Source organism: Pseudomonas sp. S2_H10 (genome assembly GCF_054668285.1).
The window spans coordinates 2,388,369-2,413,255 of record NZ_CP162754.1; the positions used below are offsets into that span (position 1 = coordinate 2,388,369).

At 62.1% G+C, this 24,887-nt stretch carries 18 protein-coding genes and 1 pseudogene; 9 read left to right on the forward strand and 10 right to left on the reverse strand.

From position 1 onward, the window contains the following. The first annotated feature begins 160 nt into the window (after positions 1–160). The 7 genes and pseudogenes from AB4O16_RS10510 (at position 161) to AB4O16_RS10540 (ending at position 12,643) form a co-directional block, all read left to right on the forward strand. Complete coding sequence (locus AB4O16_RS10510) at positions 161–1,684, forward strand: fumarate hydratase (protein ID WP_186640989.1); 1,524 nt, start codon at positions 161–163, stop codon at positions 1,682–1,684. Between the two features lie 209 nt (positions 1,685–1,893). Continuing rightward, positions 1,894–6,528 (forward strand): SpvB/TcaC N-terminal domain-containing protein, encoded by a 4,635-nt coding sequence (locus AB4O16_RS10515; protein ID WP_460157675.1) that lies wholly within the window; start codon positions 1,894–1,896, stop codon positions 6,526–6,528. Positions 6,529–6,680: 152 nt separating this feature from the next. Further along, positions 6,681–8,447 carry a sensor histidine kinase gene (locus AB4O16_RS10520; RefSeq protein ID WP_460157676.1) on the forward strand — a complete coding sequence of 589 codons (1,767 nt, stop codon included), beginning with the start codon at positions 6,681–6,683 and terminating at the stop codon, positions 8,445–8,447. After that, positions 8,441–9,810 (forward strand): annotated as a pseudogene (locus AB4O16_RS10525) (sigma-54-dependent transcriptional regulator). Before AB4O16_RS10520 ends, AB4O16_RS10525 begins: the two are co-directional and overlap by 7 nt. A 265-nt stretch (positions 9,811–10,075) precedes the next feature. After that, on the forward strand, positions 10,076–11,395 hold the full coding sequence (locus tag AB4O16_RS10530) for an MFS transporter (protein WP_460157677.1): 1,320 nt from the start codon (positions 10,076–10,078) through the stop codon (positions 11,393–11,395). Between the two features lie 223 nt (positions 11,396–11,618). Further along, entirely contained in the window at positions 11,619–11,810 is a 192-nt protein-coding gene (locus AB4O16_RS10535) for a hypothetical protein (protein WP_160389253.1), read from the forward strand. A gap of 203 nt (positions 11,811–12,013) precedes the next feature. After that, complete coding sequence (locus tag AB4O16_RS10540; RefSeq protein WP_460157678.1) at positions 12,014–12,643, forward strand: flavin reductase family protein; 630 nt, start codon at positions 12,014–12,016, stop codon at positions 12,641–12,643. On the opposite strand, the gene AB4O16_RS10545 is transcribed toward AB4O16_RS10540, so the two are convergent. Both AB4O16_RS10545 and AB4O16_RS10550 read right to left on the reverse strand, forming a co-directional pair. After that, entirely contained in the window at positions 12,644–12,874 is a 231-nt protein-coding gene (locus AB4O16_RS10545; RefSeq protein WP_160389251.1) for a hypothetical protein, read from the reverse strand. Between the two features lie 41 nt (positions 12,875–12,915). Then, positions 12,916–13,269, reverse strand: a complete 354-nt coding sequence (locus AB4O16_RS10550) for a putative quinol monooxygenase (protein WP_160389250.1) — start codon at positions 13,267–13,269, stop codon at positions 12,916–12,918. Between the two features lie 339 nt (positions 13,270–13,608). Between AB4O16_RS10550 and AB4O16_RS10555 the strand changes: the two genes are divergently transcribed. Further along, a complete protein-coding gene (locus AB4O16_RS10555) occupies positions 13,609–14,538 on the forward strand; it encodes an AraC family transcriptional regulator (protein ID WP_460157679.1) in 930 nt (309 codons plus the stop codon). Positions 14,539–14,670: 132 nt separating this feature from the next. Here the strand turns inward: AB4O16_RS10555 and AB4O16_RS10560 are convergent, their stop codons facing one another. The 6 genes from AB4O16_RS10560 to AB4O16_RS10585 all read right to left on the reverse strand — a co-directional run bounded on the left by AB4O16_RS10560 (position 14,671) and on the right by AB4O16_RS10585 (position 22,186). Continuing rightward, positions 14,671–15,726, reverse strand: coding sequence for an ABC transporter ATP-binding protein (locus AB4O16_RS10560; RefSeq protein WP_460157680.1), 1,056 nt, complete (start codon positions 15,724–15,726; stop codon positions 14,671–14,673). An 18-nt stretch (positions 15,727–15,744) separates the two neighbouring features. After that, positions 15,745–16,593: an ABC transporter permease gene (locus AB4O16_RS10565; RefSeq protein WP_460157681.1), complete on the reverse strand. Its 849-nt coding sequence runs from the start codon at positions 16,591–16,593 to the stop codon at positions 15,745–15,747. Beyond that, the gene (locus tag AB4O16_RS10570; RefSeq protein WP_160389247.1) at positions 16,590–17,498 is read right to left on the reverse strand and encodes an ABC transporter permease; all 909 of its coding nucleotides are present in this window, start codon (positions 17,496–17,498) and stop codon (positions 16,590–16,592) included. The genes AB4O16_RS10565 and AB4O16_RS10570 overlap by 4 nt, the downstream gene beginning before the upstream one ends. A 191-nt stretch (positions 17,499–17,689) precedes the next feature. Next, entirely contained in the window at positions 17,690–18,793 is a 1,104-nt protein-coding gene (locus tag AB4O16_RS10575; RefSeq protein ID WP_160389246.1) for an extracellular solute-binding protein, read from the reverse strand. 310 nt (positions 18,794–19,103) lie between these two features. Continuing rightward, positions 19,104–20,552 carry an aldehyde dehydrogenase family protein gene (locus AB4O16_RS10580; RefSeq protein WP_460157682.1) on the reverse strand — a complete coding sequence of 483 codons (1,449 nt, stop codon included), beginning with the start codon at positions 20,550–20,552 and terminating at the stop codon, positions 19,104–19,106. Further along, positions 20,549–22,186, reverse strand: a complete 1,638-nt coding sequence (locus tag AB4O16_RS10585; RefSeq protein ID WP_160389244.1) for a 5-guanidino-2-oxopentanoate decarboxylase — start codon at positions 22,184–22,186, stop codon at positions 20,549–20,551. Before AB4O16_RS10585 ends, AB4O16_RS10580 begins: the two co-directional genes overlap by 4 nt. A gap of 159 nt (positions 22,187–22,345) precedes the next feature. Here AB4O16_RS10585 and AB4O16_RS10590 point away from each other — a divergent pair, with 159 nt between their 5' ends. After that, on the forward strand, positions 22,346–23,227 hold the full coding sequence (locus AB4O16_RS10590; RefSeq protein WP_160389243.1) for a LysR substrate-binding domain-containing protein: 882 nt from the start codon (positions 22,346–22,348) through the stop codon (positions 23,225–23,227). 95 nt (positions 23,228–23,322) lie between these two features. Here the strand turns inward: AB4O16_RS10590 and AB4O16_RS10595 are convergent, their stop codons facing one another. Together AB4O16_RS10595 and AB4O16_RS10600 are read right to left on the reverse strand one after the other, a co-directional pair. Beyond that, on the reverse strand, positions 23,323–23,937 hold the full coding sequence (locus AB4O16_RS10595) for an NAD(P)-dependent oxidoreductase (protein ID WP_160385602.1): 615 nt from the start codon (positions 23,935–23,937) through the stop codon (positions 23,323–23,325). A gap of 55 nt (positions 23,938–23,992) precedes the next feature. Continuing rightward, positions 23,993–24,877, reverse strand: coding sequence for an MBL fold metallo-hydrolase (locus tag AB4O16_RS10600; protein ID WP_460157683.1), 885 nt, complete (start codon positions 24,875–24,877; stop codon positions 23,993–23,995). Positions 24,878–24,887 lie beyond the last annotated feature (10 nt).

Consider the following 24,887-nt stretch of genomic DNA (forward strand, 5'->3'; position numbering starts at 1 on the left):
CCGGCGCGTGTGCCGGCCCGGAAGGCGCGGTATACTGCCGCGCCTTTTTAGCGTCGCGCCAGCTTGCCCGGCGTGCCTTGAAAGGTGCTTGCAACCGACCGATGCACCCAAGCTGCAAGCACCTTATTGAATGTTCCCGTCTTTTAGAGGAGCGCGACTCATGACCGTGATCAAGCAAGACGACCTGATTCAGAGCGTTGCCGACGCCCTGCAGTTCATTTCCTATTACCACCCCGTGGATTTCATCCAGGCGATGCACGAAGCCTACCTGCGCGAAGAATCGCCAGCGGCCCGTGACTCGATGGCACAGATCCTGATCAACTCGCGCATGTGCGCCACCGGCCACCGCCCGATCTGCCAGGACACCGGCATCGTCACCGTGTTTGTCCGCGTGGGCATGGACGTGCGCTGGGATGGCGCCACCATGGGCCTGGACGACATGATCAACGAAGGCGTTCGTCGCGCCTACAACCTGCCGGAAAACGTCCTGCGTGCTTCGATCCTCGCCGACCCGGCGGGCGCTCGCAAGAACACCAAGGACAACACCCCGGCCGTGATCCACTACTCCATCGTTCCGGGTAACACCGTGGAAGTGGACGTGGCGGCCAAGGGCGGCGGTTCCGAGAACAAGTCGAAAATGGCCATGCTCAACCCGTCCGACTCGATCGTCGACTGGGTTCTGAAGACCGTTCCGACCATGGGCGCCGGCTGGTGCCCACCGGGCATGCTCGGCATCGGCATCGGCGGCACCGCCGAGAAAGCCGCGGTCATGGCCAAGGAAGTGTTGATGGAGTCCATCGACATTCACGAGCTCAAGGCTCGCGGCCCACAGAACCGCATCGAAGAAATGCGCCTGGAGCTGTTCGAGAAGGTCAACCAGCTGGGCATCGGCGCCCAGGGCCTGGGTGGCCTGACCACCGTGCTCGACGTGAAGATCATGGACTACCCGACCCACGCCGCGTCCCTGCCGGTGTGCATGATCCCGAACTGCGCCGCCACCCGTCACGCGCACTTCGTGCTCGACGGTACAGGCCCGGCCTCGCTGGAAGCACCACCGCTGGACGCCTACCCGGAAATCGTCTGGGAAGCCGGCCCGTCGGCCCGTCGCGTCAACCTCGACACCCTGACCCCGGAAGACGTGCAGAGCTGGAAGCCGGGCGAAACCGTCCTGCTCAACGGCAAGATGCTCACCGGCCGCGACGCTGCGCACAAGCGCATGGTCGAGATGCTGAACAAGGGCGAAACCCTGCCGGTGGACCTCAAGGGTCGCTTCATCTACTACGTCGGCCCGGTCGATCCGGTCGGTGACGAAGTGGTCGGCCCGGCCGGTCCTACCACCGCCACGCGGATGGACAAGTTCACCCGCCAGATCCTCGAGCAGACCGGTTTGCTGGGCATGATCGGCAAATCCGAGCGTGGCCCGACCGCGATCGAAGCGATCAAGGACAACAAGGCCGTGTACCTGATGGCCGTCGGCGGCGCCGCTTACCTGGTCGCCCAGGCGATCAAGAAGTCCAAGGTGCTGGCGTTTGCCGAACTGGGCATGGAAGCGATCTACGAGTTCGAGGTCAAGGACATGCCGGTCACCGTTGCGGTCGACAGCAAGGGCGAGTCCGTACACATCACCGGTCCTGCCATCTGGCAGAAAAAGATCAGTGAAAGCCTGGCGGTGGAAGTGCAGTAAACGCTGACAGGGCTCCATGAGAACCGGTCTGCCAGCAACGGCAGACCGGTTTTTTTACGCCTGACAAAAAAGTAATCGAAGGCTCGAACCTGCGCATCATTTGATCTGAAAACACCGGGCTGACCTGTCAGATCTGACAGGTTACAGCCATCAGTGTCGCTGATAGCTTGAATGCACTCGATGCACTCTCTGTCACGGCGGACACTTCCATGGCAACTGAACAGCAAAGCACCATTGAAATCAACGCCCCCGCCCTCCCCAAGGGCGGAGGTGCCATCCAGAGCATCGGCAAGGGCTCGGGTGGTGTCGGTAGCAAAGGAACCGCATCACAGGAACTGCCGCTGCCAATCAGCAAGGCACCCAATCGTGGCCTGGTTCCGCCCCTGAGCCTGGGTTACAGCAGCGACGTCGGCAACAGTCCGTTCGGCATCGGCTGGCACCTGACCACCAATGCCATCACCCTGCGCACCGTCAAGGGTGTGCCGAAGTATGACGGCAACGATCAGGTGGTCGGCCCCAGTGGTGATGTGTGGATGCCCGAGAAGAATGACGATGGCAAAGTCATTTCAAAATCGGTATCCGAATACAACGGCGTTCAGTTAGGTGCTCACCAGGTCGTGCGCTACTGGCCGCGGGTCGAAGGCGCTTTCGATTTGATCGAGCACTGGACCAAAGAGGGTGATGCCGACAATCCAGCGGGCTTCTGGCTGATCCACGGTGCGGACGGCAGCTTGCACTGCTACGGCAAAACCGAAGCGTCACGCCGGGCCGATCCGATCGAAAAGTCCCACGTCGGTGTTTGGCTGATCGATGAAAGCCTGAACCTGCGCGGTGAACATGTGGTGTACCTGTACCAGGCGGAAGTCGAAGCGCCGACCGCCCCGCAGTTCCGCGACTTCCGCAGCCAGCGTTACCTGCGTCGGGTTCTGTACGGTAATGCCCAGGCCAACGCCAACCTGTATGCATGGAAAGCCGATGGCTGGAAAGACGCGACCTGGCATTTCCACCTGCTGTTTGACTACGGCGAACGCAGTGCCGACCTGACGCAAGTGCCGGTTTACGACTTGCCCGGCATAGAACGCGGCGAGTGGGGCGCACCGCGCAAGGACCCCTTCTGGAACTACGCCTACGGGTTCGAACTGGGTTCCCGGCGCCTGTGCCGTCAGGTCCTGATGTTTCACCAGTTCACCGAAGAACTGGGTAACGACCCGGTGCTGGTCCAGCGCCTGCTGCTCGAACATCGCCCGAGCACGCTGGGTTACAACCATCTGACCGCCGCGCACATCCAGGCCTATGACAACCAGGGGCAGATGGAAAGTCGCCCGCCCATGGAGTTTTTCTACAACCCGTTTGAACTTGACCCCACGCGCGAAGGTTACAGCGAGTTCCCCGAGATGCCGGGGCTCAATGACGGTCAGCGCTATCAACTGGTGGACTTGTATGGCGAGGGCATGCCCGGCGTGCTGTTCAGCAGCGACAAGGCCTGGTACTACCGAGAACCGCTGCGCGCCGACAGTGGTGGCAACGACGTGAGTTATGGCGACTGGGAGTTATTGCCCGGTATTCCCGTGGCCGATAGCAGCAAGCCCATTCGCCAGTCCCTCAGCGACCTGACTGGCGACGGCAAGCTCGACTGGGTAATCGCCCGCCCCGGCCTGTCCGGCTTTTTCACCCTGAATCCCGACCGAAGCTGGTCGAATTTCGTGGCCTACCTGGCGTGTCCCAATGAGTTTTTTCATCCCATGGCGCAATTGGCGGACCTTGTGGGTGACGGCCTGACCGACCTGGCCTTGATCGGCCCGCGTAGCGTGCGCCTGTATTCAAGCCGTCGCGCCGTCGGGTTCAGCCATGGGACCAACGTGCCTCATGACGACGACTCGCTCCCCTTGTTGAGCAGCACCCAGACCGAACTGGTGGCTTTCAGCGATCCGCTGGGCAGCGCGACACAACACTTGATCCGCATCCGCCACAACGAAGTCAAAATCTGGCCGAATCTGGGGCATGGAAAGTTCGGCAAGGGTTTCGTTCTTTGCCAGCTGGATTTCAAGTATGCAGAGTTCGATTCATCGCGGGTGCGGCTGGCGGACCTGGACGGCTCGGGCGCGGTAGACCTGATCTACCTGGAGTCCGACGGTTTCCGGGTCTACATGAATCATGGCGGCGAAGGCTTCGAAGAGGACTTTGTGAAAATGCCCTGGCCGCAAGGGGTGCGTTACGACCGCTTCTGCCAAGTGAGCATCGCTGACGTGCAAGGGCTGGGTTGTTCCAGTCTGATCCTCACCGTGCCTCACATGAAGCCCCAGCATTGGCGCTATGACTTCGTCAATGCCAAACCGTATCTGGTCAATGCCAGCCACAACAACATGGGCGCCGTGACAGGCGTGAGTTATCGCAGTTCGGCCCAGGAATGGCTGGACGAAAAAGCCGAGCTGATCGCGGCCGGCAAAGCGCCTGTTTCACACCTGCCGTTCGCCATGCACCTGGTCAGCCGGCAGACTCAGCTGGATGAAATCACCGATAACCGGCTGACCCAGTGCTTCACCTATCGCGAGGGTTTTTACGACAGTTACGAGCGCGAGTTCAGGGGGTTCGGCCTGCTGCTGCAAACCGATACCGAGGCTTCGGCGGCTGAACGTTCAAGCCTGGGCTTCACCGCGCCGATCCTGAGCAAAACCTGGTTTCACACCGGCCGCGCCATCGACATGCGCGACGACGGTTACTACGCCGGCGACGCAAAGGCAGTGCCACTGCGCCCGACGCTTGTGCACGAGTATCACCTCAACGACGCAGCGGGTCGTGTGATCGATCCCGACGAAGACCTCGCCCGCGAAATAGCTCGTACCCTCAGCGGCTCGGTGTTGCGCGCGGAGGTGTTTGCCGCCGACGACGATCCCGAAACGGCCGTGCCCTACTCCGTGCAGGAAAACCGCGCGCTCATTCGCCAGTTGCGCCCCAAGGGCAAACATCATCCCTATGCCGTGCTGCAATCATTGGCGCTGGAAAGCATCGCTTACCAATACGAGCCGCAGTTGGCCGACGACCCATTGGTCCAGCACACACTCAACCTGCAGTGGGACAAGTTCGGCAGCCTCACCCACGGTTTTGTCGTGCACTACGCCCGGCGCAAGACCGACAAGGACCGCCCGCCCTTCGCCGTCGAAACGCCTGGCGACGAAAGCGATGAAGACTACGAAAACAGATGGTGGCTGGACGCCCATGACGAAGCACAACAATGCTGGTACCTGACCGAAGCCAAGGCCGAGTACCGCCATCTGGAAGACCCTGACGGTTGGCGTCTGGGCCTCCCCTATCGTCAGCGCGGCAATGCACTGGTGCTGGAAAAGGACGAACTCAAGCCTGCCGACATCCACCACGAAAACTTCCTTGAACGGGCCGTCGACGGCGGAGCCTGGGCAACCAGCGCGGTGCTGACCGGTTTGTCGCTGCAGCGCTATCAGGATCCGGCCACAGGCCAATTGCTGGAACCGGACAAACTGATACCCACCGCCCTGCCCGACTACGCGGAAACCGCCGAACTGGACGCCACCGCCCTGAGCGCCTACGACAAGCTCAAGGACGAAAATGGCAACATGCCGTTCAATCTCAAGAAAAAGCTCGAATCCCCTGAAGTCGGTTACCACATCATGGATCTGTTCTTGCCCGACGCTCCTGCTGGTGAACCCGAAGACCCGACCGATGCCAAGAGCTACCTGTGGTCCGTGCGCAAAAGCTTCCCCACGTACCATGGCCTGGACAGCTTTTTTAACGTCGAGAAATTCCAGCAGACCAAGAGCCATGGCATCACCACGGTCGCCTATGACAAGCACTGGTGCCTGAGCACCGCCGTAACCCTGCCGGATGGCTGCACGACACGGATTCTCGATGTCGACTACCGATCGTTCCTGCCCGCAGGCATCATCGACCCCAATCAGAACACCCAGGAGGCGCGCTACAACGCGTTCGGCGAAGCGCTGGTGACCAGCTTCCACGGCACGGAACTGGGTGTCGAGGTCGGTTTCGACCCGCTCAGCGGCTACCAGCCACCGGAGGACCGCACGCCAGCGGGCGCTATTGCCGACAAGCACAAAGCCATCGGCAACTACGCCACCGCCACGTTCTCTGCGCCCTTCAGCTGGATGGGGAAAATTCCCCCGAGCGATCCTTCTCAATGGCTGCATTGGGCCCGCAACGAAGGTTTTGTATTGCCCGACGGCCATATCTGTAGCCGGGCTCGTGTGCATCTCGAGGGCTTGCAAAACCCTTCCGCCGACGAGCAGCGGCTTCAGCGCCACATCGAAAATGCTCATCGCGAACCCGTACATGTCGTCACCTTGCAGGCCGACCGCTATCCCGGCGATCCGGAGCTGCAAATCCGCGCGGCCATCGCCTGCTGGGACGGTTTCGGCCGTTCCCTGCAAACCAAGCAAGAGGTCGAACCAGGCCTGGCGTGGTGGGTGGACGAAAAAGGCGAACTGACACCCGACAAATACGGCCGCCCCAAGGAGGCAGAAGCAGCCCGGCGCTGGCGGGTCAGCGAGCGGGTCGAATACAACAACAAAGGCGAGAAAGTGCGGATCTATCGCCCGTACTTTGCCAGCGCCTACCGCTACATCAACGACGCCTCGATTCGCGAGACGGGCTACCACGACCAGCAGTTCTACGACGCCGCCGGCCGGCCGACACACACCGTGCTGGCGAAAAAAATGTTGCAGGGCGACCCGCCGCAAGAGAAACCGTTGCGCCGCGAACAACGCTATCGCACCTGGTACACCATTGCCTTTGATGAGAACGACTTGTTTGATCCGCCGCACGCAAAACGGCAGACGAACTGGACAATCCATTGAACGCCTGACAAGTCGTTGAGCAATGGGATGGCCGAGGTTGTCAAACACAGCCTTGGCTGATGCGGGGCGGCGGATCTCCTGCAACCCTTGGCTCTTCAAGCGGGTGCGCCATGCTATCGTGCCCGCCCGACTTTCTACCTGTTTGTGCCAGCATGCTGCCGATTTCCCGTAACGTGCGTTTGTCGCTGTATATTCTGTTGATCATCGCCGGCGCCGCCCTAGCCGCCACCCTGGCCATGCGCCACGCCGTACGCCAATCCATGGTCGAAGACGCGGCCCGCGCCAATCAGCAACTGGCGCTGTACGCCACGTCCCTGCATACCCTGATCGAACGTTACCGCGCCCTGCCCGCCGTGCTGGCGCTGGACCCGGAGTTGCGCTCGGCGCTCAAGGGAGCGGTGAGCCCCGAGCAGCAGGATGCGCTGAACCGCAAACTGGAAAAGATCAACGGCGCGGCCGAATCCTCGACCCTGGAACTGCTCGACCGCACCGGCCTCGCCGTGGCGGCGAGCAACTGGCGATTGCCCAGCAGTTATGTCGGCCACAACTACGGTTTCCGTCCCTATTTCAACCAGACCCGCACCCAGGGCACCGGGCGTTTTTACGCGGTGGGCGTAACCAGTGGAATCCCCGGCTACTTCCTCTCCAGCGCGGTCACCGATGACGACGGCCAGTTTCTCGGCGCCATGGTGGTGAAACTGGAATTCCCCGAACTGGAACGTGAGTGGCGTCAGGGCAACGACACGCTTTTGGTCAGCGATGCCCGCGGGATCATCTTCATCGCCAACCAGCCGGGCTGGCGCTATCGCCTGCTCAAGCCGCTGAGCGACAGCGATCACGCCGAACTCAAGAGCACCCGCCAGTACGATAAGCAGCCGCTGACGCCGCTCGGGTTTCAATCGTTGCGGCGCTTCGACGACAACAGTGATCTGGCTCGGGTCGATGGCCCCGACGGCAAGGCGGATTACCTGTGGGAATCCCTGCCGTTGACTACTGAAGGCTGGACCTTGCACCTGCTGCGTCGACCGCAAGTCGCTTTCGAAGACAGCCGCAACGCAGCGCTTGCCGCGGCCGGGCTGTGGCTGACCCTGGTGTTCCTGTTGCTGTTTCTCAACCAGCGCTGGCGCCTGGCCAAACTGCGCCAGCGCAGTCGCGAAGAACTCGAACAGCTTGTAGAAGAGCGAACCCGCGACCTGCGCACCGCCCAGGAGGGCCTGGTGCAATCGGCCAAGCTCGCGGCGCTGGGGCAGATGTCCGCCGCCCTCGCCCATGAGATCAACCAGCCGCTCACCGCCCAGCGCATGCAGCTGGCGACCTTGCGCCTGCTGCTCGACCACGGTCGTGTCGACGACGCCTACAAGGCGCTCAAACCGGTGGACGAAATGCTCACGCGCATGGCCGCCCTCACCGGTCACCTGAAAACCTTCGCGCGCAAAAGCCCCAGCGGTTTGCGCGAACGCCTGGACCTGGCGGCGGTGGTGGACCAGTCGCTGCAACTGCTCGACACCAGGTTGCGTGACGAACAGGTCAGCACCGTGCTGCACCTGACCCGTCCGGCCTGGGTGCGCGGCGATGCGATACGCCTGGAGCAGGTGCTGATCAATCTGCTGCGCAACGCCCTCGACGCGATGCAGGACAAACCCTGCAAACGCCTGGAAATCCGCCTCGAAGCCGACGAACAATTGTGGCGCCTGAGCGTGATCGACAACGGTGGCGGTATCGCCGAAGAGAACCTGCCCAAGGTCTTCGATCCGTTCTTCACCACCAAACCGGTGGGCGATGGCCTGGGGATCGGTCTGGCCGTATCGTTTGCCATCGTTCACGAGTCTGGCGGGCGCCTGAGCGCCGACAATCATGACAAAGGTGCCGTGTTTACCATGACCTTGCCCATCGACCTGGAGGTGCATGCACCATGCTGAACTCAGTGATGGTGGTCGATGACGAAAGCAGCATTCGCAGTGCCGTCGAGCAATGGTTGACCCTGTCGGGTTTCGAGGTGCAGCTGTTCAGCCGCGCCGATGAGTGCCTGGCGCAGTTGCCCAGGCACTTTGCCGGGGTGATTCTCAGCGACGTGCGCATGCCCGGCATGACCGGCCTGGAACTGCTGGCCGAAGTACAACGCCGGGATGCCGATTTGCCGGTGATCCTGTTGACCGGCCACGGCGATGTACCGATGGCCGTCGAGGCCATGCGCGACGGCGCCTACGATTTCCTCGAAAAACCCTTCAGCCCGGAAACCCTGCTCGGCAGCCTGCGCCGCGCCCTCGACAAGCGCCGGCTGGTGCTGGAAAACCGCGCGCTGCACGAGCAGGCGGACAACCGCGCCAAGCTGGATGCGACGCTGCTCGGCGTGTCCCGGGGTTTACAGACTCTGCGCCGGCAGGTGCTGGACCTGGCAACCCTGCCGGTCAACGTACTGATTCGCGGGGAAACCGGTAGCGGCAAGGAGCTGGTCGCGCGTTGCCTGCACGACTTCGGGCCGCGGGCCGACAAGCCGTTTGTCGCGCTCAACTGCGCGGCCATCCCCGAACAACTGTTTGAGGCCGAGCTGTTCGGGCACGAGAGCGGCGCGTTCACCGGGGCGTCCGGCAAGCGCATCGGCAAGCTCGAATACGCCGACGGCGGCACGCTGTTTCTCGATGAAATCGAAAGCATGCCGCTGGCCCAGCAGGTGAAGCTGCTGCGGGTGTTGCAGGAGCAAAAGCTTGAGCGGCTGGGCTCGAACCAGAGCATCCGCGTGGATTTGCGCATCATTGCCGCGACCAAACCGGACCTGCTCGACGAAGCGCGGGCCGGGCGTTTTCGCGAAGACCTGGCCTATCGCTTGAACGTCGCTGAACTACGCCTGCCACCCTTGCGCGAACGCCGTGAAGACATTCCGCTGCTGTTCGAATCCTTTGCGCATAACGCCGCCGAACGGCTGGGGCGTAAATTTCCACCATTGAGCGGCGCGCAGTTGAGCCACCTGCTGAGCCATGACTGGCCGGGCAACGTACGCGAACTGGCGAACGTCGCCGAGCGCCAGGTACTGGGGCTGGGTGAACCGGAGCCCTTGGGCATCGACCCCGGCCAGTCACTGGCGGCGCAGCAGGAAGCGTTCGAGGCGCAGTGCCTGCGTGCGGCATTGACCCGGCACAAGGGCGACGTGAAAGCGGTGCTAGAAGAACTGCAACTGCCACGCCGGACCTTCAATGAAAAGATGCAGCGGCATGGGTTGAGCAGAGAGATGTTCCTGTAGCGTCTGAACCGGCCTCTTCGCGGGCAAGCCCGCTCCCACAGTAATCCAGGCGTTCATAAATTTTATGGATACCCCATAAACCTGTGGGAGCGGGCTTGCCCGCGAAGGGGCCAGCATAGGCAATACAAACACCCCTGCCGATAAGCAAATTTCCGCTCACCGCCCGCCAAAAATAAGCGGATTTCCGCTCACCGAACCCCAATCACCCCTCTAAACCGGCCCTCTCCCCGTTGGCACAGCTCCTGCTATAGCCCAGTCAGGCTGCGTTTCATCGCGCTCCACAAAAACAATTAAATGAAGGATCCTTCAATGGATAACTCCAACTCCCTGCCGCTTGGGTCGGCTGCCGTGCCGGCCAAGGAAAGAACCACTTCCAGTCGGATCAAATCGATCTTCAGCGGTTCCGTCGGTAACATGGTCGAGTGGTACGACTGGTACGTCTACGCCGCCTTCTCCCTGTACTTTGCCAAGACCTTCTTCCCCAAGGGCGACACCACCGCCCAACTGCTCAACACCGCCGCGATCTTCGCCGTGGGCTTCCTGATGCGTCCGATTGGCGGCTGGCTGATGGGCCTGTATGCCGACAAGGTCGGGCGCAAGAAGGCTCTGATGGCCTCGGTTTACCTGATGTGCTTCGGCTCGCTGCTGATCGCCCTGAGCCCGGGTTATGAAGTCATCGGCATCGGTGCGCCGATCCTGCTGGTGTTCGCACGCTTGCTGCAAGGCCTGTCGGTGGGTGGCGAATACGGCACCTCCGCCACTTATCTCAGCGAGATGGCCACCAAGGAGCGTCGCGGCTTCTACTCCAGCTTCCAGTATGTGACGTTGATTTCCGGTCAGCTCATCGCCCTGGCGGTGTTGATTGTCCTGCAGAACTTCCTGACCACCGAGGAGCTGTACGCCTGGGGCTGGCGCATTCCGTTCGCCATCGGCGCGCTGTGTGCCGTGGTCGCGCTGTACCTGCGTCGCGGCATGGAAGAGACCGAGTCGTTCACCAAGAAGGAAAAAGCCAAGGAAAGCGCGATGCGCACCTTGATGCGTCACCCCAAGGAACTGCTGACCGTGGTCGGCCTGACCATGGGCGGTACCCTGGCGTTCTACACCTACACCACCTACATGCAGAAATACCTGGTGAACACCGTCGGCATGAGCATTTCCGACTCCACCACCATTTCCGCCGCCACGCTGTTCCTGTTCATGTGCCTGCAACCGATCGTCGGCGGGCTGTCGGATAAAATCGGTCGCCGGCCGATCCTGATCGCCTTCGGCATTCTCGGGACGCTGTTCACCGTGCCGATCCTCACCACCCTGCACACCATCACGACCTGGTGGGGCGCGTTCTTCCTGATCATGGCGGCGCTGATCATCGTCAGCGGCTACACCTCGATCAACGCCGTGGTCAAAGCCGAACTGTTCCCGACCGAAATCCGCGCCCTGGGCGTAGGCCTGCCGTACGCACTGACCGTCTCGATCTTCGGTGGTACCGCTGAATACATCGCGCTGTGGTTCAAGAGCATCGGCATGGAAACCGGTTACTACTGGTACGTGACCGCGTGCATTGCCGTGTCGTTGCTGGTGTACGTCACCATGAAAGACACCCGCAAGCATTCGCGGATCGTCACTGACTGATCGCCACCGACGCTCACTGCAACGGTGAGCGCCAAGGCCCTTCGCGATTGAATTCGCGAAGGGCGCCATTCGTCTCCCCCTCCAGCAAGATAATCATCGGTTAATGCACCGGCAGCAGCCTTTTGCTGAGTGCATCCAGATCGACAGGACGCACGTATATCCGTTACGGGCCTCGAAGGAGTCCCTGAACGTACCCATCGCGCACGTACCTGGAGTACCTGTCATGAAAATCCGATTGATCCTTGCCCTGACCCTTTCCGTGCTGGCTGCCAATGCCTTTGCGGCCGACGGCTACGACAAAACCGGTTCGGCCTCGTTCGGTTCCGGCGCCAGTGCCGCCATCGAACACAGCCAGTCCGGCACGTATGCCTCTGACGGTTTTGATAAAACCGGTAGCGCTGAAGCTATCGGCTGATCTGGAAGGTAACCTGTAGGAGCGAGCTCGCTCGCGATGGTCGTCAACGATAACGTTGGTTGGCAGGTGCCCCGCAGCGCTCTCAGGTTTTTCGCGAGCATTCGAGCGTCGACCGGCTGCTCCTACAGTGATCGTCATCTGACTGGAAATATGCGGCGCGTGCTTGCACCATGCACGTCTCCCCGCAAGCTCTGGAAATCTCCATGCCCGACGACATCCACTTCTACGAACCCGCCAACGGCCACGGCCTGCCCCACGATCCGTTCAACGCCATCGTCGGCCCGCGCCCCATCGGCTGGATCTCTTCGCAGGATGCCGAAGGCCGCTTGAACCTGGCGCCCTACAGCTTTTTCAATGCCTTCAACTACATTCCGCCGATCATCGGGTTTTCCAGTGTCGGGCGTAAAGACAGCCTGAACAACATCGAGCAAACCGGCGAATTCGCCTGGAACCTGGCCACCCGGCCGCTGGCCGAGCAGATGAACCAGAGCTGCGCCATGGTCGGGCCCGAGGTCAACGAGTTCGAACTGGCCGGCCTGACCACCGTTGCCTCCAGGGTCATTCAGGTGCCACGGGTGGCACAAAGCCCGGTGTCCTTCGAGTGCAAGGTCACGCAGATCATTCAGTTGCAGCGGGCGGACGGCAATGTGGTGCCCAGCTGGCTGATCCTCGGCGAAGTGGTCGCCGTGCATATCGCCAAATGGCTGTTGAAGGACGGGGTATACGACACCGCCGCGGCAGAACCGATTCTGCGCGGCGGCGGGCCGGCGGATTACTTCCAGCTGGGGCCTGAGGCCTTGTTCAAGATGCACCGCCCGGGGGCGAAGAAGTGATTACCAGAGCAGGTCGGCGTCTTCCTTGACGTCCTTTAGGTGGGTCAGCTCCTTGGCCGCTGCCAGATCGGCGTCATGGGCGGTCTTGAAAACCTGGCCTTCCAGCACTTTGTGAAAACGCGGGGCGCCGGCGCCGCCCAGCGCTTTGACGGCGATAGCGGCGTGGTAACCGCCCTCGCCCGGTACTACAGCGGAAACAGCTTCGAAGTGATCAAAGGCTTTACGTGCCATGTCGCGAGTCCTGGCTGGTTGAGAATGCCGTCATTAAACCCTCAACCGGCCAGTTTGTGTACCGCCGCACCTGACTGACCGAGGGCCTGCGCCGCCGACACCTCCTTGAAGGTGTGGAAGTCCAGGCTGTCGACCACCAGTTCCTGGACCAACTCGGCAAAAACCTCCATCGCCGGCGTGCTGAAGTACGCGGTCATGGCTTGTTGATTGCTCCAGAAACCGGACACCAGCCACAACTGCGGATCGCATTGCGAATGCTGCAAGGCAAAGCTCAGGCAGCCTGGCGCTGCGCGGGACGGGTCGATCAGGGCGCTCAGACGCACACCGAGTTCCGCCGAGCGCCCGGCGCGCGCTCGGACGAAGGCCATATGACTGACGGGGATTTGCTTGGACATGTTCAACCCTCCCGGGGAGTCGCGTGGCAGCCGGGGGACGGGCTGCGACAGGATCAAAGGTTAAGGGTCGCGACGCCTGCCTCGTTAGTCGATTCCTGCCGGCGCGTTGCACAATCCTGCGAAACTCTGTGGAAGGCCTGTAACAAGCTGTAAAACCCTGTCACGGTTCTGCCCTACGAGTTTCAAGCAAGTTCTTGCGGCACAAGGCTCTAGTGTTAACACCGCCGGTCGTCTCCGGGCAGAATCAGGCAAGCATCCGGCAGGATGTGTCTACCGCTCTCACTTGCACAAACATATGCTCTGCTCCATTCCCTCCATGCCTAGCCGAGGATGCCGCGCATGTCGTCGTTCGATCACTTTCAAGCCCCGCTGGACACCGACATGGAAAAGCAGCGCGCGGAACTGGCGGCGATCATCCGCCGCAACACCACCGAAGATGGCAGTTATGCCACGGCCATCGGCTCGCTGTTCATGTCTCGCCACAGCCAGTCCCACGAGTTCGCTCCGGTGCTCGCGCAACCGGCGCTGTGCATCATGGCCCAGGGGCGCAAAGAGGTTCAGCTGGCCAACGAGCACTTCAACTACGACCCGTTGAACTACCTGGTGGTCTCGGTCTCGATGCCGCTGAGTGGGCGGGTGGTGAATGTCTCGGCCGAGGAACCGATCCTGGCCTTGCGCCTGGACATCGATCCGGCGGAAATCAGCGCGCTGATCGCCGATGCCGGCCCCCTCGGCGTGCCCACCCGGCCGACCGGGCGCGGGCTGTATGTCGAAAAACTCGACACCGCGATGCTCGACGCGGTGCTGCGCCTGGCACGTTTGCTGGACACCCCGAAAGACATCGCCATGCTCGCGCCGCTGATCCGCCGGGAGATTCTCTATCGCCTGTTGCGCAGCAAGCAGGGGCATCGGCTGTACGAAATCGCCATCGCCAACAGTCAGAGCCATCGCATCAGCCAGGCGATCAAATGGCTCAACGGCCATTTTGAACAGCCGTTGCGCATCGATGATCTGGCCAGGGAAGTGAATTTGAGCGTGTCGACCCTGCATCACCGCTTCAAGGCGATGACGGCGATGAGTCCGTTGCAGTATCAGAAGCAGTTGCGCCTGCAGGAAGCGCGGCGGTTGATGCTGGCCGAAGGGCTGGAGGCTTCGGCGGCGGGGTATCGGGTCGGGTATGAAAGCCCTTCGCAGTTCAGCCGGGAGTACAGCCGGTTGTTCGGGGCACCGCCGTTGCGGGATTTGGCGCGGTTGCGCTTGTCGGTCTGATCCGCAGGTTGTGGTGTTGCCGATGGCGCTATCGCTGGCAAGCCAGCTCCTCCAGTGATCTGTGGCGTTCACAGAACCTGTGGGAGCTGGCTTGCCAGCGATGAGGCCAGCAAGGCCAACATCAAATCTGGATCAGGCGCCAAGCACCCGGCACGCCTGCGCCGGCAAGGTCACCGACACCGGATGCCCGACGCTCAGGCCAAAACCCTGGCACGGCGTGCTCAGCGCGGTAAACGACACCCCGGAACACTCCACCGTGGTCTCGATGGTCGCGCCGATATCACGCACGAACGTCACCTTGCCCAGCAAGCGGTTGCCCGCCGTCGCCTGTGGCGCCGACAGTTGCAGGTCTTCCGGGCGGATCAGCATCTTCACTTTCTCACCGACCACAATGCTGCTGCAGATCGGCACTTGCAGCGCATCGCCGCCTGGCAGGCTGACCTTGCCGTCGCCCAGCGCCGTGGCCGGGAAGATGTTGCCCGAGCCGATGAAATCCGCGACGAACTCGTTGGCCGGGTGCCGGTAGATCTCGATCGGCGTGCCGACCTGCTGCACTTTGTGCTCACCCAATACGACGACGATATCGGCCATGGTCATGGCCTCGCGCTGGTCGTGGGTGACCATGATGGTGGTGATGTTCAGGCGTTGTTGCAGTTGGCGGATTTCCACCTGCATCGACTCGCGCAGCTTGGCGTCCAGCGCCGACAGCGGTTCGTCGAGCAGGAGGATTTTCGGGTGATTGGCAATCGCCCGGGCAATCGCCACGCGCTGGCGCTGGCCGCCGGAGAGCTTGGCCACCGGGCGGTTGATCATCGGTTGCAGCTGGATCAGTTCCAGCAGTTCCACCACCCGCGCCTGCTGGTCGGCCTTGCTGACCCCGCGCAGTTTCAGCGGATAGGCGATGTTCTCCCCTACCGTCATGTGCGGGAACAGCGCCAGGGACTGGAACACCATGCCGAAGTTGCGCAGGTGCGCCGGGGTGTGGCCGATGTCTTCGCCGTCCAGGCGGATCTCGCCGCCGCTCAGGGTTTCAAGGCCGGCAATCATGCGCAGCAGCGTGGTCTTGCCGCAGCCCGACGGGCCGAGGAAACACACCAGTTTGCCCTCGGGCAAATGCAGGTTCACATCCTTTACCGCGCAGGCCGAGCCGTAATGTTTCTCGACGTTTTCCAGAATTAGACCAGACATAAGAAGCACCTCAAGAAATCAGAACGAAACGCCACCTTCACCGACCAGCTTCTCCAGCGCCCAGATCAGGACGAAGTCGATCAGCACGATCAGCACGGCAAACGAAAATACGGTTGGGTCGAGCGAAGACACGGTGCGGCTGTACATCCAGATGGGCACGGTCATCACATCGATGGTGTAGAGGAAGTAGGTCACGGTGAATTCGTTGAACGAGACGATGAACGCCAGCAGCATGCCCGCCAGGATCCCCGACTTCATCAACGGCACCACCACGTCGACAATCGCCCGCATCGGCGAAGCGCCGAGCATCTGCGCAGCCTCTTCGACTTCAGTGCCGATGGAGAGCATCGCCGCCGTGCAGTTCTTCACCACGAAGGGCAGCGCCAGGATCACGTGGGCAATCACCAGGCGCGAGGTGGTCATGTGGAACGGCAGGCTGTCGAACACCAGCAGCAATGCCAGGCCCAATACCACCATCGGGAACACCAGCGGCAACGACATCAGTTGCAGCGCCACGGCCTTGCCGCGGAACTCGCAACGGGTCAGGGCGTAGGCCGCCGGCACCGCGATGAGCGTGGCGAAAACCATGGTCAGGCACGACACCATCAGGCTGGTGGTCATGGCCTGGCCGAGGCTCAGCACGTCGCTGGAATCCGGCGAGACGAAGGTGTTCCACGCGGCCTTGTACCATTGCAGGCTGTAGCTGCTCGGCGGGAAGTCGAGGTTCGACGCGCCGCTGAACGACATCACGATCATGGTCAGGATCGGCAACACCGCCAGCAGCAGGATGAAGCCCGAAAGGATGCCGGCAAACTTGCCGGTCTCGCCGGGCAGCAGCCCATAACGCTTCTTGGTCAGGGTGCTCATTGGGAAGCCTCCAGCATGCGCCGGCGACGGCCGGTGATGTATTCGGACAGGGTCATGATCGCGAGCGTAGTGACGATCAGCACCACACCGGCAGCGGATGCGGCGGGCCAGTTCATCAGCGGGGCGATCTGGTCATGCACCATCACCGCCAGCATCGGCACGCGCCGGCCACCGAGCAGCAACGGCACCACGAAACTGCTGGCGTTGTAGGCGAACACCAGGGTCGCACCGGTAATGATCCCCGGCAGACTCATCGGCAGCACCACCTGGCGGAACACCTGAAAGCGACTGGCGCCGAGGGTCGCCGCAGCTTCTTCGTAGCTGCGGGCGACGCCGCGCATGGCGCTGGCGATCGGCAACACGGCCAGCGGGAAAGCGGTCTGCACCAGGCCCATCAACACGCCGTTCTGGTTGTACAACAGCATGATCGGCCGCTTGATCAGGCCCAGGCCCATCAGGGTCTGGTTGAGCATGCCGCCGGGGCCGAGGATCACCAGCCAGCCGTAGCTTTGCAGCAGCAGGTTGACCAGCAACGGCAGCAGCACCGCCGCCAGGAAGATCCGTCGCACGAACGGCGAGGTCAGGCGCGACATGGTGTAGGCCACCGGGATCGCCAGGATCACGGCGATCACCGCGCTGATCAGCGCCAGGCGCAAGGTCAGCATCAGCGACTTGAGGTAATAGGGTTCCAGCAACTGGGCGTAGCTGGCCAGGCTGAACCCGGACCATTCCGCGCCCTTGGTGCCCACGCTCATGCGCAGGACCAGGAGGCTCGCGGCGATCAGCACGCCGAGAAACAGCATCGACGGCGAGAGGAAAAGCCAGGCGCGCGCCGTGGGTGAAACACCCCGGGCAACGCGCACGGGGGCGGCACTCACCGGATGGGTAAGAGGTTGGTGTTCCATAGCAAAGGTCTCGTCAATGGAAAGCAGCTGACGAACACAATCCTCAAAGTCACCACCAACCCTGTGGGAGCGGGCTTGCCCGCGATAGCGATCTGTCAGCCACATCATTGTCGACAGGAAGGCCGTCATCGCGGGCAAGCCCGCTCCCACAGTGTTTTGCGGTGTTCTAAAGAGTTGCGTACGTCACTCGATCAGGAAGAAAAGATTTCCGTGTAACGACGAATCCATTGGTCATGCACGCTGGCCAGGAAGGCGTTGTCGTGCATGATCGCCTTCTCGGCGATCTGCTCCGGCGTGAGGATGTACGGGCTCTTGCGCGCTTCGGCGGAGATGATCGCCTTGGCGTTGACCGGGCCGTTGTAGATGTCTTCAGCCATCTTGCCCTGCACCAGCGGGTCGAGGGAGTGGTTGATGAAGGCATAGGCCATGTCGGTATCGCCCGGACGGTTCTTCGGCATCACCGACAGCATCAGGTCGGTGTAGAAACCTTCCTTCATGCCGAAGGTGGCGCCCAGGCCGTAGGCCGGATCGCGGATCTGTTTCGGGAAGAAGGCGGGTGCGTACAGGCCGCCCATGTCCAGGGAACCGGTGCGGAACAGCTCGGCGATCTGGTTCGGGTTTTCCCCCAGGGTCACCACACGATCCTTCAGCTCGGCGAGCTTCTTGAAGCCAGGTTCGATGTTGTGTTCGTCACCACCGGCCAGTTTGGCGGCGATGATGATCAGGTCCATGGCCTCGGTCCAGTTCGGCGGCGGCAGGAAGATGTTCGGCGCTGCGTCGGCATCCCACAGGGAGGCGTAGCTGGTCGGGGCTTCTTTCTGGGTGCGGGTGCTGTAGACCAGGCTGTTGCACCACAGCAGGTAACCGATACCGTGGCCATTGGCGCCGGTGCGGTATTTTTCGGGGACGTCGACCAGGTTGGGAATGCGGTTGAGGTCGGGTTTTTCCAGCAGGTCGGCCGCGGCCAGACCTTCGGCGCCGACGCCTGCCAGGGTGATGATGTCGTATTGCGGACGATCACCGCCGGCCTTGAGCTTGGCGACCATTTCCGAGGTGCTGCCGGTGCGGTCGGCGATGACCTTGCAGCCATACTTGTCCTCGAAGGTCGCGGCGATGTTGCGCAGTGCAGCCAGGCCGGTGTCATCGGACCAGGTCAGCAAACGCAGGGTCTTGCCGGCAAACCGTGTATCGCTGGCATTGGCCTTGATGAACGGCATGCTCATCGCCGCTGCTGCCACCGAGGCTACGCCCACGGTCTTGATGAATTGACGTCTGTTCAGATCATGCTCGCCCATTACGGACTCCCTTTGTTTTTGTAGGTATGAGGCAGGTCGAAACTGTTGTATCCGCGCATCCGGATCAGCGTTATCCCCCTTTGTTCCGGGGGCTTGGTTGAGCCGGCGGGTTCATCCTGAGGTCGTGTAAAACAGCTGACTATCGATAAAAACTCATTGAAGCCATGACATCAGCGCATGCCTCCTGTAGGAGCGAGCCTGCTCGCGAAAGGTGCATGAACGACGCGGGCTATCTGACTCCCCGCGTCATCGTTCACGTCCATCGTCGGAGCGCCGCCCGGAGCCGGCTCGCTCCTACAGGAGAGAGGTGTCAGACGGCCCGGATCACGTGTTTGATTTCCTGGAAAGCCTGCAAGCCCCACGGCCCCAGTTCGCGGCCGATGCTGCTCTGCTTGTAGCCGCCCCACGCGGTCTGCGGGAAGATCACCTGTGGCGCGTTGATCCACACAAGCCCCGCTTGCAAAGCGTTGGCGACGCGGTCAGCGGTCTGTGCATCGCGTGTCACCACGCTGGCCACCAGGCCAAACTGGCTGTCGTTGGCCAGGGCAATCGCTTCGGCTTCAGAGGCGAAACTGCGCACGCAGATCACCGGCCCGAAAATCTCCTCACACCACAGCGCACTGTCGAGGGGCACCTCGGTGAATACCGTCGGCTGCAAAAAATATCCGCGCGGCAAGTCGGCGGGACGATTGCCACCGCACACCAGCCTGGCGCCGGCGCTCAAACCGCGATCGATGTGACCGAGCACGCGCTGGTATTGCGCCTGATTGACCAGGGCGCCCATTTCCACATTCGGGTCGAACGGGTCGGCCACGCGAATCGCTTCGGCACGGGCCTTCACGCGGGTGAGGAACTCATCGGCCAGTTCATCGGCGACCAGCACGCGGCTGGTGGCGGAACACATCTGCCCGGCGTTGAAGAAACCACCGCCGCAAGCCACTTCCACCGCCAGGTCGAGATCGGCATCGGCCAGCACCAGCAACGACGATTTGCCGCCCAGTTCCAGGCTCACGCCTTTGACAGTTTCCGCTGCGCGCTGCATGACCTGCACACCCACCGCGTTGCTGCCGGTGAAGGAAATTTTGGCGATACGCGGCTCAGCCGACAGCGGCGCGCCAACGGCCAGGCCGGTACCGCACACCAGGTTGAACACACCCGCCGGCACACCGGCCTGGGCGATGATCGCCGCCAGTTCCAGCTCCGGCAGCGGCGTCACTTCCGAAGGCTTGAGCACCACGCAGCAACCGGCGGCCAGGGCCGGTGCGAGCTTCCACGCGGTGGTGACCATCGGGAAGTTCCACGGCACGATCAGGCCGACCACACCGCACGGCTCACGGCGCAGGCGCGCACTGAAGTCGTCGGTCGGCAGCTCGATGGCGCTGTCCTGCTTCGCATCCAGGCCTTCGGCCAGACCGGCGTAGTACTCGAACGTGGCGATCACGTCATCGACGTCGATCGCGGCTTCGAACTGCGGCTTGCCGTTGTTGCTCGACTGCAGGTGCATCAGTTTTTCACGGTTGGCCTGCACGCCCGCGGCGATCTTGCGCAGGATTGCACCGCGCTCGGCACCGGTGGTTTTCGACCAGTCGGCGAACGCCTGGGTCGCCGCGCTCACCGCTTGATCAACAGCGCGCTCGTCGCCGCCATTGACCGTGGTCAACAGGGCTTCGGTTGCCGGGTTGATCACCCGCAGGTGTTCGTTGCCGGCCGACCATTGGCCGTTGATGTACAGGCCATCCAGGGTAGTCGGGAAGGTCATTTCGACACCGCCTGCATCCACTCGGCCTGATCGATTTCAATCAGGGTCGGGCCCTGGCGATCGTTGGCCACGCGCAATGCGCCGCGCAGTTGCTCGACATTGCTGACGGCTTCGGCCGCGCAACCCAATGCCTTGGCCACACCGATGAAGTCCGGGGTGTAGATGTCCACGCCGACCGGCTCGATGGCGCGGTTGACCATGTATTTCTTGATCTCTTCGTAGCCCTGGTTATTCCACAGCAGCACGATCACCGGGGTGCGCGCTTCAACGGCGCTGGCCAGTTCCGGCAAAGTGAATTGCAGGCCGCCGTCACCGATCAGGCACACCACTGGCGGGCGCTGACCGTTTTCAGTGCTGCCGCCGAGCCAGGCGCCAATCGCCGCCGGCAAGGCGTAACCGAGGGTGCCGTAACCGGTGGACGAGTTGAACCAGCGACGCGGGCGCTCCGGGTTGAACGTCAGGTTGCCGGTGTACACCGGCTGGGTCGAATCGCCGACGAACACAGCGTCCGGCAGTTCGTGCAGCACGGTTTCCAGGAAACGGGTCTGCGCCAGGGTCGGAGCGTCCCAGGTGGCGGCCAGGTCTTCACGCAGACGAGCGGCGCGTACCTGGCCCCAATCGTTGCGGCGCTCGGCCAGGGCTTTGTGCGACAAGGCGCTGAGCAAGGCCTGGGCGGCGTTGCGCGAGTCGGCCACCAACGCGACATGCGGTGGGTAGTTGCGCACGGTCTGGTCCGGGTCGATGTCGACGCGCAGCAGTTGGCCCGGAATCTCGAAGCCCCCGGCGAAGGTCACGTCGTAGTCGGTCTCGGCCAGTTCGGTACCGATGGCCAGGATCACATCGGCCTCGGCGACCAGCGCACGGGTGGCGACCAGGCTTTGGGTCGAACCGATCAGCAGCGGGTGACCGGAGGCAAGCATGCCCTTGGCATTGATGGTCAGCGCAACCGGCGCATCCAGCAGTTCGGCCAGCTGAGTCAGCTCGACCGCGGCGTCGATGGCACCGCCACCGGCGAGAATCAGCGGACGCTTGGCGCCGGCCAGCAGGTCGGTCATGCGCGACACGGCACTCGGCGAGGCACCGGCGCGGTCGATGTTGACCGGCAGGCTGCTGAGCAGGTCGTCGGCGTCTTCGACCAATACGTCCAATGGAATTTCGATGTGCACCGGACGCGGACGGCCGGCCTGGAACAGCGCAAAGGCGCGGGCCAGCACGCCCGGCAATTGCGCCGCCGACATCAGGGTGTGGGAGAACGCCGCCACACCGGCACACAGCGCGCCCTGGTTCGGCAGCTCATGCAGCTTGCCGCGACCGCCGCCCAACTGGCTGCGCGATTGCACGCTGGAGATCACCAGCATCGGGATCGAATCGGCGTAGGCCTGGCCCATGGCCGTGGTGATGTTGGTCATGCCAGGGCCGGTGATGATGAAGCACACACCCGGCTTGCCGCTGGTGCGGGCATAGCCGTCGGCCATGAAGCCGGCGCCCTGTTCATGGCGCGGCGTGACGTGGTTGATGCTCGAACGGGCCAACCCGCGATACAGCTCCACGGTATGCACCCCCGGAATGCCGAACACCTGCTCGACACCGTAGTTTTCGAGTAACTTGACCAATACTTCGCCGCACGTCGCCATGTCTTTGCCCTTCTTGTTCGTTTGAGACGCCGGGCATGCGCTGTGTTTATGATGGATTGGCAGGCCCGGGAATGGCCTCATTGGAACGGGCGACAGGTAGCCGCAACAATGGATAAAAAGTCATACTAGCCATGTCCTCACGTCATACCTTGGATCCCAATGAAACGACTGCCTCCCCTGCCGGCGCTGCACACATTCCTGATTACCGCGCAGTGCTGCAATTTCACCCGGGCCGCCGAGCAACTGCACATCACCCAGGGCGCGGTCAGCCGACAGATTGCCGGGCTGGAAGATCATCTGGGTTATGAACTGTTCATTCGCCTGGCCCGGGGCCTGGACCTGACAGCCGAAGGACGGGAGTGGCTGCCACGGGTGCAGCAGATTTTCGGCCTGATCGACGAGGCGGTGGAGCAGATCGGCGAGAAGCGCGAAACCCTGCAGCTCAAGGCCCCGACCTGCGTCATGCGCTGGTTGCTGCCGCGCCTGTTGCAATGGCAAAGGGAACGCCCGGATGTACCGGTGGAACTGACCACCACGGTCAAGCACGGTGTGGATTTTCATCTCGAGCAGTTCGATGCGGCGGTGATGTACGGCGCACCGCCGGACAATTCATTGATGTCGCAAAAACTCTTCGACGAGCAACTCACGCCGGTGTGTTCCAGGCCGATGCTCGAAGGCCCCACGCCCCTGCAGGCGCCTGCCGATCTGCAACAACACCTGCTGCTGCACCCGACCCGCGACGAGCGGGACTGGAAAGCCTGGTTGAAGGCCGCTGACGTGAATTTGACCAATGTCGGCAAGGGCCAGCATTTCGAAACACTGGACCTGGCGATGTCGATGGCGTCCCAGGGCACGGGCGTGGCGATTGGCGACTGGTCGTTGATCGGCGATGACCTGGATGCCGGGCGGCTGGTCATGCCCTTTGATTTGAAGGTGCAAACAGGGCTGGCGTATTACCTGGTTTTCCCCGGAAAACCCGGGCCTTCGCCGAAGTTGCGTGAGTTGATGGGGTGGTTGGTGGAGCAAGCGCAGAGCCGCTGAAAAGCCCTTGTAGGAGCCGGCTTGCTGGCGAATCAGGCGATGCGGTGTGTCGGGCATGCCGTCATCGCTGGCAAGCCAGCTCCTACAGGTGTTGATCAGTAACCGACGGTAAACCGCTGCCGCGAATGCTTCGGTGCTTCAACCTCGTCGAGCAGCGCAATCGCATAATCGGCAAAGGTAATCCAGCTGCGCCCTTCGCTGCTCACCAGCAAATCATCCTGGCCGACGCGGAATTTCCCGCTGCGTTGCCCCTCGACGAACTCGGCCGATGGCGACAGGAAAGTCCAGTCCAGCTCCTTTTCCAGGCGCAGGCTCCCCAGGAACTCCGCCCCGGCACTGGCTTCGGCCTTGTACGCCTCCGGAAAACCTTTGCTGTCGATCACCCGTGTTCCGTCAGGCAACAACAGCGACCCCGCACCGCCGACGACCAGCAAGCGCTTGACCTCGGCCTTCTTCACCGGCCCGATCACGGCACTGGCCGGCAAGGTCGCGAAATGGGCTGCGCTGATGACGACGTCGTGCCCCTCGATGGCCGCCTGCAAGGCACTGGCATCCAGAGCATCGACGTTGCGCGTGACCACACCCGCACGCTGGCCGATTTTCGCCGTGTCGCGGGCGATCGCGGTAACGCTGTGACCGCGACGCAGGGCTTCTTCCAGCAGTTGGCTACCGGCACGACCGGTGGCACCGATGATTGCGATATTGCTCATGACGTTCTCCAGTTGGCTTGAAAGTATTGAAATCAAAGTCTTGCTACCGCTTGAATCATTCACCCCACTTCATCTCGCCCTTGGCGACCTTGGCGCTCAGCTCCAGGGAGCTTTCATCGCCCAGGTTCGGGTAGCGTTTTTTCATCGCGGCGATCAACGCGGCAGAATCCCGGGCCTTGGCGGTTTCTTCGTCGAAGGCCTTGATGTAAGCAGCGGTGAACTGCACTGCCTTCAGTGAACGATCGATTTCACCGAGGTAATGACCGGGCACTACAGTCTGCGGTTTCAGGGTTTCAATGGAATGCAGCGTAGCCAACCAATCGGCATGGGACTGTGGCGTTTGCGTGTCGGCCATCCACACGTGGATGTTTTGCGCGACCACGACACCACCGACCACGGCCTTGATCGACGGAATCCACACAAAGCTGCGATCCGGCTGCGGGCCCTCGAGCCCCACCACCTGCAACTTCTGCCCTTCGAGAATCAGGCTGTCGCCCTTGAGCACGTCCGGCACGATGGTTTTGGCCGGTACATCGGCGCCCATTTTCGGGCCCCAGAACGCCAGTTTGCCGTCGACGGTCTGCTTGATATGGTCGACCGTTGGCTGCGACGCGAGGACCTTGGCCTTGGGGAACGCGGCCGTCAGGGTATCGAGGCCGAAGTAATAGTCCGGGTCACCGTGACTGATGTAGATGGTGGTCAGTTGCTTGCCGCTGGCGCGGATTTTTTCCACCACCTGTTCGGCCTGGGACTTGCCGAATTGTGCATCCACCAGGATCGCTTCCTTCTCGCCGCTGACCAGCACCGAGGTCACCGGGAAGATGGCTTTTTCGCCGGGGTTGTAGACCTCCAGGGTCAGGGTCGAGGCGGCGGCATGGGCGGCGAAGCCGAGAGCGGCGCTGGCCAGTAATACGCGTTTGAAAGTGGTAAAACCGATCATTTGTTGCTCC

Bases quoted from the DNA above. Each gene is read 5' to 3' on its own strand.
- AB4O16_RS10540 (WP_460157678.1), top strand. From the start codon at position 12,014: ATGCCCGACGACATCCACTTCTACGAACCCGCCAACGGCCACGGCCTG.
- AB4O16_RS10585 (WP_160389244.1), bottom strand. From the start codon at position 22,186: ATGGCGACGTGCGGCGAAGTATTGGTCAAGTTACTCGAAAACTACGGT.
- AB4O16_RS10580 (WP_460157682.1), bottom strand. From the start codon at position 20,552: ATGACCTTCCCGACTACCCTGGATGGCCTGTACATCAACGGCCAATGG.
- AB4O16_RS10530 (WP_460157677.1), top strand. From the start codon at position 10,076: ATGGATAACTCCAACTCCCTGCCGCTTGGGTCGGCTGCCGTGCCGGCC.
- AB4O16_RS10560 (WP_460157680.1), bottom strand. From the start codon at position 15,726: ATGTCTGGTCTAATTCTGGAAAACGTCGAGAAACATTACGGCTCGGCC.
- AB4O16_RS10510 (WP_186640989.1), top strand. From the start codon at position 161: ATGACCGTGATCAAGCAAGACGACCTGATTCAGAGCGTTGCCGACGCC.
- AB4O16_RS10595 (WP_160385602.1), bottom strand. From the start codon at position 23,937: ATGAGCAATATCGCAATCATCGGTGCCACCGGTCGTGCCGGTAGCCAA.
- AB4O16_RS10545 (WP_160389251.1), bottom strand. From the start codon at position 12,874: ATGGCACGTAAAGCCTTTGATCACTTCGAAGCTGTTTCCGCTGTAGTA.
- AB4O16_RS10515 (WP_460157675.1), top strand. From the start codon at position 1,894: ATGGCAACTGAACAGCAAAGCACCATTGAAATCAACGCCCCCGCCCTC.
- AB4O16_RS10590 (WP_160389243.1), top strand. From the start codon at position 22,346: ATGAAACGACTGCCTCCCCTGCCGGCGCTGCACACATTCCTGATTACC.
- AB4O16_RS10520 (WP_460157676.1), top strand. From the start codon at position 6,681: ATGCTGCCGATTTCCCGTAACGTGCGTTTGTCGCTGTATATTCTGTTG.
- AB4O16_RS10565 (WP_460157681.1), bottom strand. From the start codon at position 16,593: ATGAGCACCCTGACCAAGAAGCGTTATGGGCTGCTGCCCGGCGAGACC.
- AB4O16_RS10600 (WP_460157683.1), bottom strand. From the start codon at position 24,877: ATGATCGGTTTTACCACTTTCAAACGCGTATTACTGGCCAGCGCCGCT.
- AB4O16_RS10550 (WP_160389250.1), bottom strand. From the start codon at position 13,269: ATGTCCAAGCAAATCCCCGTCAGTCATATGGCCTTCGTCCGAGCGCGC.
- AB4O16_RS10570 (WP_160389247.1), bottom strand. From the start codon at position 17,498: ATGGAACACCAACCTCTTACCCATCCGGTGAGTGCCGCCCCCGTGCGC.
- AB4O16_RS10555 (WP_460157679.1), top strand. From the start codon at position 13,609: ATGTCGTCGTTCGATCACTTTCAAGCCCCGCTGGACACCGACATGGAA.
- AB4O16_RS10535 (WP_160389253.1), top strand. From the start codon at position 11,619: ATGAAAATCCGATTGATCCTTGCCCTGACCCTTTCCGTGCTGGCTGCC.
- AB4O16_RS10575 (WP_160389246.1), bottom strand. From the start codon at position 18,793: ATGGGCGAGCATGATCTGAACAGACGTCAATTCATCAAGACCGTGGGC.